The sequence below is a fragment of the Streptomyces arenae genome (genome assembly GCF_022343545.1).
Taxonomy (GTDB): Bacteria; Actinomycetota; Actinomycetes; order Streptomycetales; family Streptomycetaceae; genus Streptomyces; species Streptomyces humi.
This window is the reverse complement of record NZ_JAKQYH010000016.1, coordinates 79,842-98,127: the sequence shown is the minus strand read 5'-3', so window position 1 is coordinate 98,127 and position 18,286 is coordinate 79,842. Positions and strand designations below refer to the sequence as shown.

The 18,286-nt window shown below is 69.9% G+C and carries 19 protein-coding genes; all 19 read left to right on the top strand.

The features are described from left to right. Nucleotides 1-9: 9 nt before the first annotated feature. The 19 genes from MB828_RS08915 to MB828_RS08830 all read left to right on the top strand — a co-directional run bounded on the left by MB828_RS08915 (nucleotide 10) and on the right by MB828_RS08830 (nucleotide 18,259). Entirely contained in the window at nucleotides 10-2,235 is a 2,226-nt protein-coding gene (locus MB828_RS08915; protein ID WP_301647697.1) for a phage minor capsid protein, read from the top strand. A 12-nt stretch (nucleotides 2,236-2,247) separates the two neighbouring features. Beyond that, nucleotides 2,248-2,403, top strand: a complete 156-nt coding sequence (locus tag MB828_RS46645; RefSeq protein ID WP_343236156.1) for an Rmf/CrpP fold protein — start codon at nucleotides 2,248-2,250, stop codon at nucleotides 2,401-2,403. A 216-nt stretch (nucleotides 2,404-2,619) separates the two neighbouring features. After that, nucleotides 2,620-3,435 carry a hypothetical protein gene (locus MB828_RS08910; protein WP_301647696.1) on the top strand — a complete coding sequence of 272 codons (816 nt, stop codon included), beginning with the start codon at nucleotides 2,620-2,622 and terminating at the stop codon, nucleotides 3,433-3,435. 17 nt (nucleotides 3,436-3,452) lie between these two features. Then, nucleotides 3,453-4,517 (top strand): major capsid protein, encoded by a 1,065-nt coding sequence (locus tag MB828_RS08905; RefSeq protein ID WP_301647695.1) that lies wholly within the window; start codon nucleotides 3,453-3,455, stop codon nucleotides 4,515-4,517. 2 nt (nucleotides 4,518-4,519) lie between these two features. After that, nucleotides 4,520-4,936 carry a hypothetical protein gene (locus MB828_RS08900; RefSeq protein WP_301647694.1) on the top strand — a complete coding sequence of 139 codons (417 nt, stop codon included), beginning with the start codon at nucleotides 4,520-4,522 and terminating at the stop codon, nucleotides 4,934-4,936. After that, nucleotides 4,933-5,499 carry a hypothetical protein gene (locus tag MB828_RS08895; protein WP_301647693.1) on the top strand — a complete coding sequence of 189 codons (567 nt, stop codon included), beginning with the start codon at nucleotides 4,933-4,935 and terminating at the stop codon, nucleotides 5,497-5,499. Before MB828_RS08900 ends, MB828_RS08895 begins: the two co-directional genes overlap by 4 nt. Nucleotides 5,500-5,512: 13 nt before the next feature. Then, complete coding sequence (locus MB828_RS08890; protein ID WP_301647692.1) at nucleotides 5,513-6,022, top strand: hypothetical protein; 510 nt, start codon at nucleotides 5,513-5,515, stop codon at nucleotides 6,020-6,022. Nucleotides 6,023-6,089: 67 nt separating this feature from the next. Beyond that, on the top strand, nucleotides 6,090-6,701 hold the full coding sequence (locus tag MB828_RS08885) for a phage tail fiber protein (RefSeq protein WP_301647691.1): 612 nt from the start codon (nucleotides 6,090-6,092) through the stop codon (nucleotides 6,699-6,701). A 13-nt stretch (nucleotides 6,702-6,714) separates the two neighbouring features. Beyond that, nucleotides 6,715-7,581 (top strand): hypothetical protein, encoded by an 867-nt coding sequence (locus MB828_RS08880; protein ID WP_301647690.1) that lies wholly within the window; start codon nucleotides 6,715-6,717, stop codon nucleotides 7,579-7,581. A gap of 1,201 nt (nucleotides 7,582-8,782) precedes the next feature. Beyond that, a complete protein-coding gene (locus MB828_RS08875; protein ID WP_301647689.1) occupies nucleotides 8,783-9,457 on the top strand; it encodes a hypothetical protein in 675 nt (224 codons plus the stop codon). After that, on the top strand, nucleotides 9,457-9,777 hold the full coding sequence (locus MB828_RS08870) for a hypothetical protein (protein WP_301647688.1): 321 nt from the start codon (nucleotides 9,457-9,459) through the stop codon (nucleotides 9,775-9,777). Before MB828_RS08875 ends, MB828_RS08870 begins: the two co-directional genes overlap by 1 nt. Nucleotides 9,778-9,786: 9 nt before the next feature. Further along, entirely contained in the window at nucleotides 9,787-10,137 is a 351-nt protein-coding gene (locus MB828_RS08865; RefSeq protein WP_301647687.1) for a hypothetical protein, read from the top strand. Continuing rightward, nucleotides 10,134-10,568 (top strand): minor capsid protein, encoded by a 435-nt coding sequence (locus MB828_RS08860; protein WP_301647686.1) that lies wholly within the window; start codon nucleotides 10,134-10,136, stop codon nucleotides 10,566-10,568. The genes MB828_RS08865 and MB828_RS08860 overlap by 4 nt, the downstream gene beginning before the upstream one ends. A 9-nt stretch (nucleotides 10,569-10,577) precedes the next feature. Further along, nucleotides 10,578-11,051 (top strand): phage tail tube protein, encoded by a 474-nt coding sequence (locus MB828_RS08855; RefSeq protein WP_301647685.1) that lies wholly within the window; start codon nucleotides 10,578-10,580, stop codon nucleotides 11,049-11,051. Next, a complete protein-coding gene (locus tag MB828_RS08850; protein WP_301647684.1) occupies nucleotides 11,051-11,572 on the top strand; it encodes a DUF7426 family protein in 522 nt (173 codons plus the stop codon). Before MB828_RS08855 ends, MB828_RS08850 begins: the two co-directional genes overlap by 1 nt. Next, complete coding sequence (locus MB828_RS08845; protein WP_301647683.1) at nucleotides 11,569-11,775, top strand: hypothetical protein; 207 nt, start codon at nucleotides 11,569-11,571, stop codon at nucleotides 11,773-11,775. The genes MB828_RS08850 and MB828_RS08845 overlap by 4 nt, the downstream gene beginning before the upstream one ends. Nucleotides 11,776-11,778: 3 nt before the next feature. Further along, nucleotides 11,779-15,048 carry a phage tail tape measure protein gene (locus tag MB828_RS08840; protein WP_301647682.1) on the top strand — a complete coding sequence of 1,090 codons (3,270 nt, stop codon included), beginning with the start codon at nucleotides 11,779-11,781 and terminating at the stop codon, nucleotides 15,046-15,048. Beyond that, the gene (locus MB828_RS08835; RefSeq protein ID WP_301647681.1) at nucleotides 15,048-17,744 is read left to right on the top strand and encodes a hypothetical protein; all 2,697 of its coding nucleotides are present in this window, start codon (nucleotides 15,048-15,050) and stop codon (nucleotides 17,742-17,744) included. Before MB828_RS08840 ends, MB828_RS08835 begins: the two co-directional genes overlap by 1 nt. Nucleotides 17,745-17,752: 8 nt before the next feature. Further along, complete coding sequence (locus tag MB828_RS08830) at nucleotides 17,753-18,259, top strand: hypothetical protein (RefSeq protein ID WP_301647680.1); 507 nt, start codon at nucleotides 17,753-17,755, stop codon at nucleotides 18,257-18,259. Nucleotides 18,260-18,286 lie beyond the last annotated feature (27 nt).

Sequence of the window (18,286 nt, the reverse complement as noted above, 5' to 3'; positions counted from 1 at the left end):
TGACCTGCCGTGCCCGTCTCCCCCTGGATGGCCGAGGACCTCTCCGCGGGAGTACGGGACCTCTACTCCGACGCTGAGGAACGCCTGCTGTCGATGGTGGCCCGGTACCTGGCCGACGGCATCGACGCCCCCCGACGGATAGAGGCGAAGCTCGCCGACGTCCAGGCGCTGCGCCGCGGCGCCCAGGCCGTTGTCGACGAGCTGGGCAAGGCGACCACGCTGGAGGTCCACGACGCGGTGGCCGAGGCGTACAACGTCGGCGCCCGCGCAGGCCTCGCCGAACTCGGCGCCCTCGACGACGCCACCGTGGCACGGCTCGCCGAGCAGACCCCGGGGACACGTCGCATCGACCGGCTCGCGATGGAGGCTGTGCAGGTCGTCACCGACTCGCACCGCGGCATCCTCAGGGGCGTTGAGGACACCTATCGGCAAGTCATCGCGCAGGCCGCAGCGACCCCGTTGATCGGCGTGCAGACCCGCCGGCAGGCGACCCAGACGGCCGTTCAGCGGCTCACCGATCGCGGCATCACCAGCTTCGTCGACCGGTCCGGCCGGGCCTGGTCCATGCCCAGCTACGCGGAGATGGCAACCCGGACCGCCGTCGGACGGGCCGCAGTTGAGGCGCACGCCGACCAGCTGACCGCAGCAGACGTTGACCTGGTCATCGTCTCCAACAGCCCCCACGAATGCCCGCTGTGCCGACCCTGGGAGGGGAAGGTTCTGGCACTGTCCGGGCTGGAGGGCAAGCGCACCGTCGAGGTGGAGCACGCCACAGAGGACGACCGGATGGTCCGGGTCGAGGTAGCGGGCACGCTAGACGAGGCCCGGCGCGCAGGACTCCAGCACCCCAACTGCAAGCACACCGTCGGGGCATACCTGCCGGGCCTGACCCGGACCCCGGAGAACGCGTCGAACGACCCGAAAGGGTACGAGGCGACGCAACGGCAGCGTGAGATCGAGCGGCACATCCGCAAGTACAAGCTGCGCGCCGCCGCTGCCGTCGACCCAGCGGCCAAAAGGCAGGCCGAAGCCCGCGTCCGCCAGTGGCAGGGGACCATGCGGGACCACCTGAAGGCACACCCCGAGCTGAAGCGAAAGCCGTACCGGGAGCAGCCCGGTGCGAGCAACCTACCCAAGGGCACCCGGCCGCCGCAGGACGCTGTCGAGGCCGCACGGATCCGCGCCGGCGACGCGCGCACCCCCGCGGAAATGACTGACGAACAGCTCGGCGCGGCAGTGCGGTCCGGAGCGCTGGACGAGCGGGACTTCGCACGCGTCCAGCAGGAAGCGGACCGCCGAGACCAGGCCTCCCTCATGGACCGGATCCGGCCCCTGGGACAGCTCATCGACGACCTCACCGGCTTCTCCGACGCCGAGCTGGGCCGTGCGCTGCGGGACCTGGACCCGGCCCAGGCACTCCGGGTAGCCGCAGAGATGGACCGCCGGGACATGGACGCCGGACTACCCGACATCGACCGGGCTCTCGTGGGCATGTCCGACGAGCAACTCGGCGCGCGGGCGGCACACGTCTCCGGCGAGGACCTGGCCGCAGTCGCAGCCGAGGCAGACCGGCGCCAACTGCTCGCCACCGTGTTCCCCGGCGGCACGCTCGCCTCCGACCTGTCCGCGATTGGTGACGACGTCCTCGGATGGGCGATGCGCTACGCGGACGAGACCAGCGCAGCACGGATCGCGGCCGAGATGGACCGGCGCTATCCGCCTGAGCCACTCCCCGCGGCCGCTGGCGCTCACACGGTCGAGGGGCAACTCGCCGACCGGGCAGCCCTCGATGAGGCGCTCGAACCGCTCGGCCCGATCGACGACTGGTCTCACCTAGTCGATGACCTGCCAGACCCGTACGCCGGCATGACGTCGACGGAGCGGTGGATCGCGCAGCGGGAGGAAGAGCAGCAGGCAGCCCGCGCGGCGTACAGCCGCAAGGAGATCCGGGAGATGTACACCGAGTACATCGTCGCGCAGCTCCTGGCGGCCGAAGAGGCGACGAACGGCTACCTGTTCAACCCCCGGATCAACTCGTCCGGGATCGACCCCCTGGCGTTGTTCACGGGTCCGTCACACGTGGCCTACGCGCGCGCGTCAGAAGAGCTGAAACGGTGGTGGGCGGATCACCCGCGCACTACGCTGGCCGAGTACACGGAGATGGTCACTGGCCAGTCCAGCAGCGCCGCAGCGACAGCGCGGAAGGCCGCCAGCGACCAGCAGAACAAGCTCTGACCGGGGGCAGTCATGGGACGTGAGGCACTGGTGCGGGCGCTCGGCGAGGGCGCCGCGGCTGGCCGCGACCGCGCGCCCGTGAGCACGTGCCCGTACCCCGCTGGCGACCTGCGCCGTACGGCGTGGGTGCGTGGGTACGCGAAGACGCGCACACTCCCCGCCAGCTGACGTCAGCTCCTGTAGGGCCCGCCTCGTGCGGGCCCTTTTTCATGCCCAGATTTCGGCCCGCCAGGTAGCAGGCCGAGCTCCCCGATCCGCCTGGAGCGGGTCACTCATGAACGGCGCGACCAGTGCGGGCCGTCAGCACTCCCTCGAGACCGCCGGGTGCGGCTCGAACCCCCTGAAGCCCGCCAGGCGCGGGCGATCACAGCCCTTGGAGGGCGCATGCAGAGGAAGACCTTGCCCCGACTCGCGGGAGGCGGCTGGGCGCACCCGTACCCGATCGCCCCTTTCTCCCCGTTCCTGTACGCGGACGGCGGGGACGGCGGCGGATCCGGATCCGGCAGCGGCGACGCAGGCGGTGACGGAGGCGACGGCGGCTCTGGCGACGGCGGTACGGGAGACGGCGGCGGATCCGGTGACGGAGGGAACTCCGGCGGCGGCGACGGTGGCTCCGGCGGTGGCCAGGGCGACGGCGGCAAGGGCAAGGACGGCGGCGAGGACGACGCCACCAGGATCAAGCGGCTGGAGCGGGAACTCCACGCCGCACGGTTGGAGGCCGGCAAGTCCCGCAACGACGCGAAGAGGCAGGCCGCCGACGACGCGGTCAGGGCGCTCACGCAGCAGCTCGGCAAGGCGCTCGGCTTCGTCAAGGACGACACCCCGCCGGACCCGAAGGCGCTCGCTGAAGCCATCACCGCGAAGGACACCACCATCGCCGAGCGGGACGCCTCGCTCCGGACGAAGGACGTCGAACTCGCCGTGTGGGCGCGGGCCGACAAGCTGTCGGCTAAGGCCGGCGCGCTCCTCGACTCGCGCAGTTTCCTCCGAGCCATCGGCGACCTCGACCCGGCCGCGAAGGGTTTCACCACCGCCCTGGACGACGCCATCAAAGCGGCGGTCAAGGAAAACCCCAGCTTCGCCGCTGTGGCACCGGCCGGTAAGTCCGGCGGCGACCTGTCCGGCGGGACCGGCGAAGGCGGCGCCAAGAAGCGCACCGGATCGCTCGCGGGGGCGATCTCGGACCACTACCAGACCTGATCACCAGGGAGTTACCCATGCCCGTGACGCTCGCTCAGGCGCAGCTCAACACCCAGGCGGACATCGACTTCGCCGTCATCGACAACCTCCGGCGCAACAGCTGGCTGTTCAACAACTTCGTCTGGGACGACACCGTCACCCCGGGCACGGGCGGCGACAGCCTGACCTACGGCTACACCCGGCTCCTGGCCCCGTCCTCGGCGTCGTTCCGCCGGTTCAACGAGGAGTACGTCCCGAACCAGGCCACCCGTGAGCGGAAGTCGGTCGAACTGCACCCGCTCGGTGGTGCCTTCACCGTCGACCGCAAGCTGGCCCGTCTCGGCCCGGCCGCCTCCAACGAGATCAGCTTCCAGCTCGCGCAGAAGCTCACCTCGATGCGGACCCGGTTCCAGCAGGAACTGATCCTCGGCGACACCGCCGTCGACGACGCTGGCTTCGACGGCCTGGACAAGGCCCTGGTCGGGCAGTCCACGGAGTTCCTGCCGATCAACGAGGGCGTCACCACCGGCTACCTCGACTGGTCCCCGGCCACGGTGAACACCGAGGACCTCGCCATGTCGGCCTTCGACGCCTTCGACGACTTCCTGTCCCGGATCATGGGCTCGCAGACCGGCTCCGGCGACACCGGCGCTGACGGCTCCGTTCCGGCAGGCGTGAAGGGCATCCTGGGGAACACCAAGTCGATCTCCCGGATCAAGGCCCTGGCCCGCCGCGCCTCGCAGTACACCTCCGAGCGCAACAGCCTGGGCGTGCTGATCGAGCGGTACGGCGACTGGGTCCTGGTCGACCTCGGCGACCGCGCCGACGGCGCGTCCCCGATCATCCCGATCCAGACCCGCGACCCCGACGGCGCGGGCGCCGGCGGCAACATCACCGGCCTCACGGACATCTACGCGGTGAGCCTCGGCCTCGACGCCTTCCACGGCGCCAGCATGGCCTCCACCCCGCTCGTCGAGACGTACCTCCCGGACTTCTCGCAGCCGGGCGCGGTTAAGACCGGCGAGGTCGAGATGGGCCCGGTGGCGGCGGTCCTCCGCAACACGAAGTCGTGCGGTGTCCTGCGTAACGTGAAGGTGCGGTGACCATGAACCGGTACAAGATCGAAGCCCCCGTCCGGTCCTTCACCGGCGAGTCCGTCGGTGTCCGGTTCACCAAGGGCACCGGCTACGTCGACGACTCCACCAAGGACGGTCGCGCCGCCCTGGAGTACTTCCGCCGGCACCACTACGGGGTCGCCCTAGCCGACGAGCAGACCGAGGAGGAGCGCGCCCAGGAGCTGGTCACCGGGACGCCCACTCAGCGCGGCCCGGCGGCTACCCCGGCCGACCTCTTCGACCCGTCCAAGCACAGCGTCGACGAGGTCCTCGCGCACCTGGACACCGCCGATCTCGACGAGGCGACCCGCGTCCTGGATGCGGAAGCGGCCGCGACGAAGCCGCGCGTCGGGATCACCAGCAAGCGCGAGGACATCCTCGCCGCGAAGGGAGGTACCGGGCAGTGACACTCCTCGGTGCATACAAGGGGAATCCCCGCAACGACCTGGGCTGGCTCAACTCGGCCGGCCGTCCGGACCCGGAGGCTGTGTTCCACCGGGCCAACCTGCCGCGGGTCGCCCTGGACGACGTCCCGGCCGCGGCGACCGGCGTCATGTGCTCGGTGGCGCTGTATCTCCAGGACGGGGACCTGATCTCCGCCCTGACGTTCATCAGCGCAGGCACCGCGGGCGCCACGCTCACGAACCAGATCGCGGCTCTGTACAACGGCGCTGGCACGCTGCTCGCACAGTCCGCGGACAGGACGTCGGAGGCCTGGGCGGCGGACACCGCGAAGACGTTCGCGCTGGCGACCGCGCAGCGGATCACCAAGTCGGGCATCTACTACGCCGCGCTCGCCATCGCCGCGTCCACCGTGCCGACGCTGGTCGGCACGGTCGGCGCGAAGCCGTTCCTGACGGGCGAGGGCAACCTCTCCCAGACGTCCGGCTCCGGCATCGGCGCGACGGCCCCGGCAACGATCGCCACGCCCGCCTTCAAGCGGCACGTGCCGCTCGTCATCGCGACCTGATCGGAGGCCAGGGATGCCACTCACCAGCAGTCTCGGTATCAGCGTCTCCTCGGAGCTGTCCCAGGCCGTCGGGCTCGGCACGGGCAGCGTGAAGTCGAACCTGACCGGCTCGGTGTCGCTCTCCTCGGGCACCGCGGCGGGCAAGGCCGACAAGGTCTACCAGGGGCGCCGAACGCTCGCCGCCAGCGCGACGGAGGACCTCGACCTTGCGGGAGTCCTGCTGGACGCCTTCGGGGCCGCGATCACCTTCGTTCGCGTGAAGGGCCTGTTCATCAAGGCCGCCGCCGGCAACACGAACAACGTCGTGGTGGGGGCGGCCAGCTCCAACCAGTGGGTGACGCTGCTGAACACCACGGGCACCGTCACGCTGCGCCCGGGCGCGAGCCTGGCGGTGGTGGCCGGCCCTGCGGACGCGACCTGCTACGCGGTCACCGCGTCCACAGGCGACCTGCTGAAGGTCGCGAACAGCGGCGCGGGCACTTCTGTGTCGTACGACATCTGCATCATCGGCGCGTCCGCGTAGCCGATCACGCCGGGACAGGGGAGGCCCGAGCGGCCTCCCCTCACCCGCGACTGGAGAAGGAGGGGACATGCCCCTGACCGACCTCGGCCGCGCGGCGGCCCTGGCTGGCGGTCTCACAAACGCCATCACGCACATCAGCCTGCACACAGCAGCCCCGAACTCGGCCGGCAGCAACGAGCTGACCGGCGGCACATACGCCCGGAAGTCCGTCACCTGGGGGACACCATCCAGCGGCGCCGCAAGCTCCAGCGGGCAGATCACGCACGACGTGCCCGCGAGCTCCACAGTGGCGGCGTACGGCTACTGGTCGGCGAGCACGTCCGGGAACTTCCTCGGGTGGGCGCCGCTGAACGGCACCGCGCACGAGGTGGCCACGGCCGACGTGACCGCGAACACCCTGACCAGCCCCGCACACGGCCTGGCCAACGGCACTCGGGTCCTGGTCTTTCCCCTGATGGCCGAGGCGCTGCCCGGCGGGCTGTCCGCAGGCACGGTCTACTACGTCGTCAGCTCGGCCACCAACACCTTCCAGCTCGCGGCCACCGCAGGCGGCTCCGCGATCGACATCACCTCCGGGACGCACCTGTGGTGGCAGACCGTCATCCCGGAAACCTACGGCTCCGCCGGCCAGCTCATCACGGCCGACGGCGGACTCACGGTCGACCTGACCGCACTCTGATCGGGGGTGAGCCGTGGCCCGGCTGATCTACGGCGGCTCCCCTGCGGACTGGACGATCGGCGCAGCGACCGTGACCGACACCGGGGCCGTCAACCGGTCGGTGGCCACGTTCGTCGCCTCGGTCACCCTGAGCGTGTGGGACGCCGCCTCCGGAGGTTCGGCTGTGACCGACCTCCAGGACCTGAGCGGCGCCTCACTGGCCGCTCTCATCAGCACCAGCGCCGGTCTGATCCCAGCCTTCCAAGGGCCCGACTCGTACACCGGTGACCTCTGGGTCTCCCAGGGAGCCGGGACACGGTTCAGGCTGGCGCCCAGCTCGTCCGGCGTGCTGAGCCTCGCCAACTACGGCAACATCTGGACGCCCAACGACCATGGATTCACGGCGTGGACGTTCGACCCGGGTGTCTCCAGCAGTTCAGGTACCACGCTGTCCGCCGGCTACATCTACATGCTCGGCATCCTGCTCCGGCAGGCCACCACCATCAGCAAGTTGAACATCTACATCGGCACCGCAGGGGCCACCCTCACCTCAGGCCAGTGCCTGGCCGGCCTGTACAACGCCTCCGGCACCAGGGTCGGCATCACCGCCGACATGTCGACCACCTGGAACAGCACCGGCCACAAGGCGATGAACCTCACCTCGTCGTACGCCGCGGCCGCCGGACGCTTCTACGTGGCGTTGCTCTTCAACGGGACCACATCACCGACCGTCGCCTGCGGGTCGACTCAGGGCGCCACGTTCACCCCCGGCAACTCCGGTCTCTCCGCTGGGTCGTATCGGTGGTGCCGCAGCGCGTCAGGCCAGACTGCGCTTCCTTCATCGGTCACGCTCTCCGGCTACACCGCCGACGCCAACAACATCTGGGCCGCCGTCAGCTGAGATCGGGGGTGACAGATGCCCGTCCTCGTCGCCCTGCCGCCGAACGCCACAGGCCGCACCTCGGCCGCCGCGAGCACCGCCGGGACCGGAGCCCCAGCCCGGCCCGGCGCAGCCCCGGGCGCAGGCGGGGGCGCGAGCACCAGCGCGGGCTTCCCAGTCCGGTACGCGACCGGCCACCTCACCGGAGCCGTCCTCGGCGGGGGCACGGGCGCGCAGGCCCACACGGGCGCGGGCCGGATCGCCGCTGCGGCGGGCACCACGGGCGCGGCAGGGCAGACCATCCGGCATGCCGTCGGCCGAGCCGTAGCCTCGGGCCAGACCGCGGCCGGCCCGACGACATCGGTGCGCTCGACCTCGGCCGCGCTTCACCTCGCGACGGCGAGCACCGCCACCTCAGCTACCAGACGGCACGGAGACGGCCAGACTCCGGCAGGCGTGGCCAGCACGGCCTCCGCCGGAGTCTCCAACGCGTTCAGCGGACACGCAGCGGCCGGCGCCGTCCCAGCAGGCACCGGGCAGACCGTACGGATCGGCACCGGGCACATCCCGGCGGGCGGCCGGAGCGCCGGAACCGCAGACACCGCAGGCACCGCCCGAGGCCGGGGCTACGCTGCCGCACTGTCCGCAGGCACCGGGCACCGCGCAGCTGCGGGCACCACCCAGCAGACCAGCGGCCCAACCACAGCAGGCGCCGGAGAGGCAGTCCGGTACGGCGTCGGCCGCACCTACGCGGTGGGCGCCGGGACCGGACGGGGAGCAGCGCCCCGACCCGGTAAGGGCGTTGTCCTCGGCACGGCGGCCGGGACTGCCCAGGGCCGGACCATCCGGCCGGGCATCGGCTCTGCCACAGCCGCAGCACACGTCACACACCAGGGCACAGCAGCCAGGGACGCTCACGGGCCGTTCACCGGCGGCGTGGTCGGGGCGGGCTTCGGCCGACGCACCGGCCCGGGCCGCGGCGACGTGCTGGCAGCTGTGAGCGGACGGGGGACCAGCTCGCGGGCCGCGGCAGGCCATGCCCTGGCCGCGGCGAGAACCACGGCAGCAGGGACGGCAGTGCGGCCCGCTCACGGCGGAGTGACAACGGGTGCCGTCTGCCAGGCATCTGGGGCTCCACCCGGAGGCCGCGGCACGCCGGCCCTCGTGCCATCGACCCGCCCGGCCTCCGATCTGACCACGACGACCACGGGGAGCGTGCTCCATGCAAGCTGGCGCCGGTGACCACGCAACCGCCGTCCTGACAGTCGCACCGCACGACGGGACCACCGCGGCCACGCTCCTCGTGACCGGACCAGACGGGGCCACCAGCACGCCGACCGCAACCAGCACGGACGGAGGCGCCACCTGGACGGCTCCGGTCTACTACGCGGAGGCCGGGCTGTGGCGGCTGTCCTGGACCGTGACCGGCACCGGAGCCTCCGTCGAGCACGAGGTCGTCTCGGTCGCCCCTGCGCCAGCCCTCATGGCGGACGTCCGCTCCTACGCGACGACCACCCAGCTCGCGAACTTCCTGAAGGCGGCGCCGCCACTGGACGCGGTCGACCTGCTGGAGCGAGCGACACGCCTCCTCGACAGCGACTTCCTGCTGTCGGCGGTGTACGACGTCGACTCCAACGGCATGCCGACTGACCCGGTCGTCGCCGCTGCCTTCACCGAAGCGGTGTGCGCCCAGGTGGAGTTCTGGGGCGAGGTCGGCGTCGAGACCGACATCAGCGGCCCGCTCCAGGGCGTGGTCATCGGCTCGGTGCAGCTCCAGTACGGCGCCGGCACGAACCGCAGCGGCCCGTCCTACTACGCGCCGGGTCTCACCCGCGCGCTGACCAACATCCCAGCCGACAAGATCCGCTGGATCGCGGCCTCGGGCGGCGGCTGCTGATGGGCAGACTCCCGCGCCGCTTCCTGATCCACACGATCACCGTCGAGGACTACCTCGGCAAGACCAGCAAGGGAGACCGGTACGCGGCCGCGCGCGAGGTCGCCTGCCTGGTCGACGAGCAGACCCGCCTCGTACGCAGCCCGGACGGCGACCAGGTGACGTCCACCTCGACCGCCTACGCCGGGCCCGAGGAGCAAGCCATCCCGCCGGCGTCCCGCGTGACTCTCCCGTCCGGCCGCGTCACGAAGGTGATCCTCGCGAAACGGCGCGACGGCGGCCGACTCGGCACCCCCAACCACACGGAAATCCAGCTGGAGTAGGAGGCCGTCGTGCCGCAGAACTTCCGTTTCCGATTCGACGCCTCGGCCGTCCAGCGGGAGATGCGGCAGGGCGCCGCCCGCGGCCTCCTCCTCGCAGGCGAGCACGTCCTCCAGCAGTCGCAGCAGGTCGTGCCGCTCGACGAGAGCCCGCTGATGCAGTCAGGCACCGCCAGCGTCGACGAGCCATCGCTGACCGGCATGGTCAGCTACGACACCCCCTACGCCGTCGTCCAGCATGAGCGCCTGGACTACCGGCACGCGCCCGGACGCACCGCGAAGTACCTGGAAGGCCCGCTCAACCAGAGCCGCGACGACATCCTTCGGATCATCGCGGCGCAGGTACGGCGAGCACTGCGGTGAGCGCCTACACCAGCAGCCTCCTGGACGGCATCGCCGCTCTCCTCTCGAACGCAGGCGTTGCCTCCTGGAGGCCCGACGAGGTGATCGGCCCCGGAGAGACAGGCATCTTCCGCGCCGTCATGCCAGACAGCCCCGACCGGGCTCTGTGCCTCACCGCCTACCCGGTGGCAGACGACGACACCACGAACGCCCTCACAGGCGTCCAGGTACGCATTCGCGCGGGCCAGGACGTGGACGAGGTCGACGACCTGGCGGACGCGGTCTTCGACCAGCTGCACAACCGCCAGCACTACGCGCTGAACGGCATCCACGTGGTCCTGTCGTGGCGGCAGTCCCAGGCCTGGATCGGCCAGGACACCAAGGGCCGCATGGAGCTGACCAGCAACTACTACTTCCGGACCGTGCGGTCCGGCACGTACCTGATCGACTAGGAGGACCGCATGACCACACCCACCCCGATCACCGCGCTGGCCCGTCGCTGGAAGCTGGAGCTCGACATGTCCGCCGCGAAGGACGGCAGCGACTGGCAGGCCGTACCGGGCATCACGAGCTTCGAGCCCACGGCCGACCCGAACATCGAGGACAGCTCGGACTACGACAGCGCCGGCTGGGCGGGCAACACCAAGACCGGCCAGGCCTGGGAGCTGGGCGTCACGATCAACCGACGCATCAACGACCAGGTGAAGGTGTACCACCCGACCCACGAAGCGATCCGGGCCGCCGCGTACGGCTTCGGCTCCGCCTCGCAGATCCACCTGCGGTACTACGACCGCGACGGCCTGCCCGAGGCCTACGAGGGCACCGCCGTGGTCGCCTGGAAGCCGTCCGGCGGCGAGTACACCGCGCTGGACCAGGTCGAGCTGACCCTCACCGGCGACGGGCCGCTGCTCCTCATCACGAACCCGGTGAGCTGATGACGAGCACAAACTTCGAGGCGCTCGACAACTTCCTCGAGGACCACCTCGACCTGCCGATGCGCGGCCGGGACGGCGAAACCCGCGTCTACCGGATCGAGGACCCGTCCGCCGAGGACGGCATCAAGATCGAGCGCATCACCTCCCTGGCGGCCCGCCTCGCCGCCGGCGGAAAGGCTCCCGAATCGCCTGTCCTCGACGACGACGAAGAGCTAGACCTGTACCGGATGTGCCTCGGCGCAGCGTACGAGCCGATGAAGCGCGAGCTGGGCTGGGCCCAGTTCAAGCACTGCGCGCTCACCACGATGTTCTGGGTCACCACGGACCGGGATACGGCGCTTCAGTTCTGGCGGACGGGCCAGCAGCCGGGAAAAGCACAGAACAGGGCGGCTCGGAGGCAGGACTCGCGCGGCTCCTCGGAGTCGGCTGCGGCGAACGGGACCCGATCACAGGCCTCTACGAGTGGTACGAGGGCGGGATCCCAGCGCCGAAGGAAGGGCAAGGGCCGACCCCGGACTTGAGCTGGCACAACCTCCTCTCCCTCTGGCCGCTCATCGAGGCCGACCTCCACTCCGAGTACGGCATCGACGTGGACTCCGGCATCCTCCGCCGCCGCTCCTGGCGCTGGCTACAGGCCCGCATCTACGGCCTGCTCTGCGCTGAATCCCGCCTCCAGCGGCACTTCGCCCCACCTCCCGAACAGCCCCAGCAACGCAGGAGGTGAGCCGTGGCCCTGACCGTCGGCGAACTCAACGCGATCATGACTGTCGACGACCGGGCCGTGGACCCTGCTCTGCGCCGTACAGAGCAGGCCATCCGCACCGCCGGCCAGACCATGGGCGACGACGCACAGCGGGCCGGGCAGACCGCCGGGCAGCAGCTCGGTGACGGAGTCGTCCGCGGCTCCGACGGCCGCCTCAGGGACCTCCGAGGCCGTTTCGTCCAGGCCGGGCGGGACGCTGGGCAAGGCCTCGGTGACGGAGTCCGGCAGGGCTCCCGAGACGTGGACGACGCTGCTGGAGACGCGGGCGATGACGCCAGCGACAGCTTCATCCAGCGCATGCGCGGCCGCGCCACCGACGGCATGGGAGAACTCGGCGGCAACCTCCGAGAGATCTTCCTGACCCGCCTCGGTCCTGCTGCGCTGGGAGCGGTGGTCGGCGGCATGCTGATGGCCGGCATCAGCGACGCCATGGACCAGCAGCAGCTCACCGGCCGCCTGGCCGCGCAGCTGGGCAAGACCCCGGCCGAGGCACAGCGGTACGGGAAGATCGCAGGCCAGCTCTACGCGACCGCCGTCACCGAGGACTTCGAGGGCGCGACCGAGGTCATCGGCGCGGTGATGCGTGCGGGCATCATGCCGGAGACCGCGACCAACAAGCAGATCCAGTCCATCTCGGCGAACGTCTCCGACCTGGCCAAGACGTTCGAGCTGGACTTGGGGCAGACGGCGAACGCCGTAGGCCAGATGATCAAGACCGGGCTGGCGAAGGACGGCAAGCAGGCCGTCGACGCGCTCACCCGGGGCCTGCAAAAGATGGGCCCCCGCGCGGACGACATCGCCGACACCTTCAACGAGTACTCGACCATCTTCCGGCAGATGGGCATCGACGCCACCACGGCAACCGGCCTGCTCAGCCAGGGCATGAAGGCCGGAGCCAGGGACACCGACGTCGTCGCGGACTCCCTGAAGGAGTTCGTCCTGATCACACAGGGCGGCGGCAAGCAGGTCGACGCAGCGTTCAAGTCGATCGGCCTCAACGGCAAGGACATGCAGAAGGCCTTCATCGAGGGCGGTCCGAAGGCACGCAAAGCCCTGGACCAGGTCTTCGACGGTCTCCGGAAGATGAAGAACGGGACGGAGCGGAACAACACCGCGCTGACCCTGTTCGGCACCAAGTCGGAGGACACCCAGAAAGCGCTCATGGCGCTCGACCCGTCCTCCGCGACCGACGCCCTGGGCCAAGTCGGCGGCGCTGCCGACAAGATGGGCAACGCCCTCCGTGACAACGCCTCCACCAAGGTCGAGGCGTTCAAGCGTGGCATTCAGCAGGGCGTGGTCGACTTCCTCGGCAACACCGTCGTGCCAGCCCTGACGACCTTCCGGGACAAGGGCCGCTCGCTGATCGGTGGCGTCTGGGACGAGGCGGGGAAGGGCAACGAGCAGGCCGCGGACCGGGTGGTGGCGTTCTTCCCGATCCTGTATCAGCGCCTCGTCGACAAGGGGAAGGAACTGATTCCCCGGCTCGGAGGCATGGTCTCGAACGCCTTCCAGGGCCTGGCCCAGTGGATCATGTCCAACCCCGAGCAGGCGCTCAAGCTGACCATGATCGCGGCTGGGATCATCGCGGGCATCCTCACCCTGCCCGTGCTGGTCGCGGCATCCGTCGTGGCGGCGGCCACCACCATGTCCGTCAGCTTCACGACCGGACTGATCAACTCCTTCAACGAGCAGCTGCCGAAGTGGTGGGAGTACTTCAAGAACTGGCACGTGCAGAAGGCCCAGGAAGCTGCGGGCATCCTCGTTCCGCTCGGCCTGGCCATCGCGAACTGGTTCTCGGGCCTGTGGTCCAAGTACATCGCTGGTCCGGTCAGCCGCGGCTACAACAGCTTCATCGCCTTCCACCGGGCACTCCCCGGCCGCACCGTGGGAGCCCTGGCGGCTCTGGGCGGCGCCATCGCTGGAGTGGCATCGCGGGCCTGGTCGTCCTTCCTGGCGGCCGCCCAGAGGAAGGGCAGCCAGTTCCTCGCCTGGGTGCGCGGCCTCCCAGGCCGCACGGTCGGCGCGGTCGGCGGGATGGGCTCGCTGCTGACGGGCAAGGGCCGCAACGTCGTCGAGGGCCTGTGGGCCGGCATCGCGTCGATGGGCGGCTGGCTCAAGTCCAAGCTGTACAGCTGGGCTCGCTCGTCGATCCCCGGGCCCATTGCGAAGGCCCTCGGAATCAACTCGCCCTCGAAGGTCACGAAGGCGCAGGGTCGGTGGATCGCCCGCGGCCTGGTCGACGGCATGACCGGCTCGACAAAGCAGATCAGGGCTGCGTCGACGAAGCTTGCGGACATCGTCTCCGACTCGCTGCGGAAGGGCTCGAAGAAGTCCCGCGCCCTCAAGCTGATCAGCAGCGACACGAAGAAGCTGACCAAGCTGGCCAACCAGCGGGACCGGATCGGCGCCCGGATCAAGACCGCCCAGAAGAAGCTCGACGGGCTGATCAAGGATCGGGACAAGCTGGCCGCGAGCGTGAAGCAGGGCGTTCTCGACTCGGCGGACATCACGAAGCAGGACACCGGTGGCTGGCCGCAGACCGCAGAGACGATCCTCGCCGGCCTCCAGGCCGACCGTGCGGCAGCCGAACGGTTCGCGAGGAACCTCGCGACGCTGCGGAAGAAGGGCGTGCGCGCGGACCTGATCGCGCAGATCGCCCAGGCCGGGGTCGACCAGGGCTCCTCGGCGGCCGCCGCTCTCGCAGCCGCGACCTCCGGGCAGATCAAGCAGATCAACTCGGAGCAGTCCAAGCTCGTCACGGCTGCTGGCCAGGCGGGGAACTCTGCGGGCGACGCTATGTACGGCGCGGGCATCAACGCGGCGAGGGGCTTGATCAAGGGGCTCCAGTCGCAGCAGAAGGCGATCGACAACCAGATGTTGAAGATCGCGCGATCCATGGCCAAGAGCATCCGTAAGGCGCTCGGGATCAAGAGCCCCAGCCGGGTGATGGCCCTGGTCGGCCAGTACACCGGGCAGGGCCTGATCAAGGGCGTAGAGGGGCAGCGAGCCGCAGTCAACCGGTCCATGGCCAGCCTCGTCGAGACGCCGGCGCCGGGTTCGTGGGATATGGCCTCCGCGCGTGCACGTTCGGCTGCCTCGCAAAAGGTCGTGTTGGAGCTGCGGTCCTCGGGCAGCGGCGAGGACGACTACCTGCTGGGCCGCGTGCGGCGCGGCATCCGGAAGAAGGGCGGCGGAGACGTCGACCTGGTGCTCGCAGGACGGAGGTCGGGCTGATGGCGTTCCCCGAGGATCCGCTCGGCACGAAAGTCGAGTTCCAGATCGGAGGTGTCTGGACCGACGTCACGAAGTACGCGCAGACGGAGGAGATCATCACCCACCGGCGCGGCCGCCAGGCGGAGGGGCAGGCAGTCGACCCGGCCTCCTGCTCCGTCCTCCTCAAGTCGCCCGGTGGGCTCTTCGCCAGCAAGAATCCGAGGAGTCCGTACTTCGGGCTCCTGGGGCGCAACACGCCGATGCGGGTGTCCGTCGCCACAGGACAGCAACGGCTCTACCTGCCCGACGGGACAGGCTCGCGCATCTCCACCCCGAGCGTGAGCGCCCTCAATCTGACCGGCTCCCTCGACGTACGCATCGAAGTCGGACTCACCAACTGGGGGGTGGCGGACTCCGTCGAGCTGTGCGGAAAGTGGATCTCCACCCCACCGCAGCGCAGTTGGGTCCTGTACATCGGTCCCGCCGGTGAACTGGTGCTGCGCATCACGCTCGACGGGACCAACACGCTCACCTGGGCCTCTACCGTGCCGATCCCGGTGCCGTCATCGGGGCGGATCGCCCTGCGCAGCACCTGGGACAACGTGGCGGGCATGTTCACCCACTACACCGCACCGTCCATCGCCGGACCTTGGACCCAGCTCGGCTCGTCGATCTCCGGCTTCCCGGGCACCCTCTTCGCCAACTCGACAGCGCTGCAAGTCGGCGACATCGACCAGACGACCGGCTCCGTGGCCCCTTGGGGAAGCGTCTACGCCTTCGAACTGCGCAACGGCATCGGTGGTCCGATCGTCGCTGGCGGCACCGACTTCACGGCTCTGGCGATCGGCACCACGTCCTTCGTTGACACGGCTGGCCGCACGTGGTCCCTCGTCGGCGACGCTGCGATCACGAACAAGAGGATCCGTTTCTCCGGCGAGTACTCGGACTGGCCGACGGTCAGCAGCCGGGGCGGTCACCTGATCAAGGTGTCCGGTACGGGTGCCGGGGTCCTACGGCGCCTCAACCAGGGCAGGAAGCCTCTCGCAAGCACTCTCCGCCGCCGCATCCCTTCCTACAGCCCCACCGCCTACTGGCCCATGGAGGAGGGCGCGAACGCCACCCAGGCGTTCAGCCCCATCGTGGGAGTACGTCCCCTGACAGCCACCGCGCTGGACTGGGCAGCAGACGACACACTGCCTGGATCGTCGCCCCTGCCCGTTGTCCAGGTCGGCGCGTCCTTCGTAGCGCCGGCACCGCCAGTTACCCCGGGGACCTGGCAGGTCGAGCTGGTCTACAACCTCGACGTCATGCCGGTCGCACTGACGACCCTCTTCGAGGTGAGGACGTCCGGGACCGCGCGGCGCGTCCGCGCGCGAGTGGCGACGAACAACGTGGTCATCGACGGCCTCGACGGCGACGACAACACCCTGTTCACCGGAAGCGTCACGGCGCCGCAGTTCACCGGGGCCTGGAACCGCCTCCAGATCCGGGCAGTCCAGTCCGGCAGCAGCGTGACCTACTCGGTGCGGTGGCTCATCATCGGCGGCACAGGCTTCGCGACCTCGCAGACGATCACCGCGTCACCGGGCTACGTGATCGACGTCCGCTCCAGCTTCGGCACGGGCCTGGACGGCATGAGGTTCGGGCACCTGGCCCTCTTCAACCAGCAGACAGACATTCCGTTCAACGGCGCCGACCAGGGCTTCAACGCCGAGACGGCAGCGGCCCGACTGCTGCGCCTGAGCACTGAAGAAAGCCTCCCCATCTCCGTCGCGGGAATCCAGGCCGATACGGCGCTGATGGGCCCACAGCGGACCAACACCCTGCTGGAACAACTGGAGCAGGCGGAGGGCGCAGACGGCGGCCTGCTGGTCGAAGATCGAGAGCGGCTGGGGCTGCGGTACCGGACCCGGACGTCGATGTACTCGCAGACGCCGGTCCTGACGCTCTCGTACGGGTCTCGGGCCCTCGGCCTGGTGGAACCGGTCGACGACGACATGGACATCCGGAACGACCTCACCGTGGAAAGGATCGGCGGCAGCAGCGGCCGGGCCGAGCTGACCACGGGCGCCCTGTCCACCAACGACCCACCGAACGGGATCGGCCGGTACGACGACTCGATCTCGCTCAACCTCGCCACCGACGCGCAAACGGAGCCGATGGCCTGGTGGCTGGTACGCCTCGGCACATGGGACGAGTCGCGCTACCCCACCGTCACCATCCGCCTGCACCGGGTCCCGTCGCTGATCCCGACCATCCTCGCTCTGACCGAGGGCGACCTGATTCGCATCACCGATCTGCCGACCCACCTCCCGCCCGGGCCGCTCGATCTCATGGTGCAGGGCTACACGGAGCGGCTGGGCGTCCGCACGTGGGAGATCGACCTCATGTGCGTGCCTGCGGGCCCGTACCGCGTGGGCGTGGTGGACGACGCCGTGCTCGGTGTCGTCGACACGGACGGCAGTCAGCTGGCCGTCGCGGCCAGCGCGACCACGACGAGCCTGTCCGTGGCCGTTACCGCCGGCGCGCTCTGGCCCACGTCGGGCGTCTTCCCGTTCGCTGCCCGCTTGGGCGGTGAAGTCGTCACCGTCACCGGGATCAGCGGCGCCTCCAGCCCGCAGACCTGGACTGTGGTCCGGTCCGTAAACGGCGTCGTCAAGGCCCAGACGATCAACACCGCAGTGTCGCTCGATATCCCCGCCTTCGCCGCACTGTAGGAGTCGCCGTGCCAGATATCGTCCCGCCGGGCACCAAGATCACCGGCAATCTGCTGACCTACCGAAGCCCCTACGTCGTGGCCCACGGCGCCCTGACCTCCAACTCAGGGTCCATCAGCAGCACCACCGAAGTGAACATCGTCGCTACGTCCAGCGCTGTCCTCACAGCAGGGCGGGCCTACCGGATCGAGTACCACGGTCTGATCCAACACGGCACAGCGTCCCTTCTGGACCTGTGCTACCTGCGTCTCCGCCGAGGCGCGGGCGGCCTGATCCGCAACTGGCAGTCGGTCCTGGTGGCGAACCGCGGTACCGCCAGCCGGAACATGCCCATCTCCCTGGCGACCATCGTGACGCCCGCATCCACGATCACCGACACGGTGGTGCTGACCGCCTCATGGGACACCGGCAGCTCGGCCACGTTTGTGCTCTCGGCGACGGCCGGCACGCCAGGGCTGCTGACGGTCTACGACGTCGGCCCGGCCAGCGACTTCCCCGGGATCGCGACCTTCTGACCTGTACTTCTCACGCCCCGGTGCCGC

Excerpts from the sequence above, each read along its gene's own strand:
- MB828_RS08850 (WP_301647684.1), top strand. The coding sequence starts at position 11,051 with ATGACGAGCACAAACTTCGAGGCGCTCGACAACTTCCTCGAGGACCAC.
- MB828_RS08870 (WP_301647688.1), top strand. The coding sequence starts at position 9,457 with ATGGGCAGACTCCCGCGCCGCTTCCTGATCCACACGATCACCGTCGAG.
- MB828_RS08890 (WP_301647692.1), top strand. The coding sequence starts at position 5,513 with ATGCCACTCACCAGCAGTCTCGGTATCAGCGTCTCCTCGGAGCTGTCC.
- MB828_RS08885 (WP_301647691.1), top strand. The coding sequence starts at position 6,090 with ATGCCCCTGACCGACCTCGGCCGCGCGGCGGCCCTGGCTGGCGGTCTC.
- MB828_RS08900 (WP_301647694.1), top strand. The coding sequence starts at position 4,520 with ATGAACCGGTACAAGATCGAAGCCCCCGTCCGGTCCTTCACCGGCGAG.
- MB828_RS08905 (WP_301647695.1), top strand. The coding sequence starts at position 3,453 with ATGCCCGTGACGCTCGCTCAGGCGCAGCTCAACACCCAGGCGGACATC.
- MB828_RS08910 (WP_301647696.1), top strand. The coding sequence starts at position 2,620 with ATGCAGAGGAAGACCTTGCCCCGACTCGCGGGAGGCGGCTGGGCGCAC.
- MB828_RS08855 (WP_301647685.1), top strand. The coding sequence starts at position 10,578 with ATGACCACACCCACCCCGATCACCGCGCTGGCCCGTCGCTGGAAGCTG.
- MB828_RS46645 (WP_343236156.1), top strand. The coding sequence starts at position 2,248 with ATGGGACGTGAGGCACTGGTGCGGGCGCTCGGCGAGGGCGCCGCGGCT.
- MB828_RS08875 (WP_301647689.1), top strand. The coding sequence starts at position 8,783 with ATGCAAGCTGGCGCCGGTGACCACGCAACCGCCGTCCTGACAGTCGCA.
- MB828_RS08835 (WP_301647681.1), top strand. The coding sequence starts at position 15,048 with ATGGCGTTCCCCGAGGATCCGCTCGGCACGAAAGTCGAGTTCCAGATC.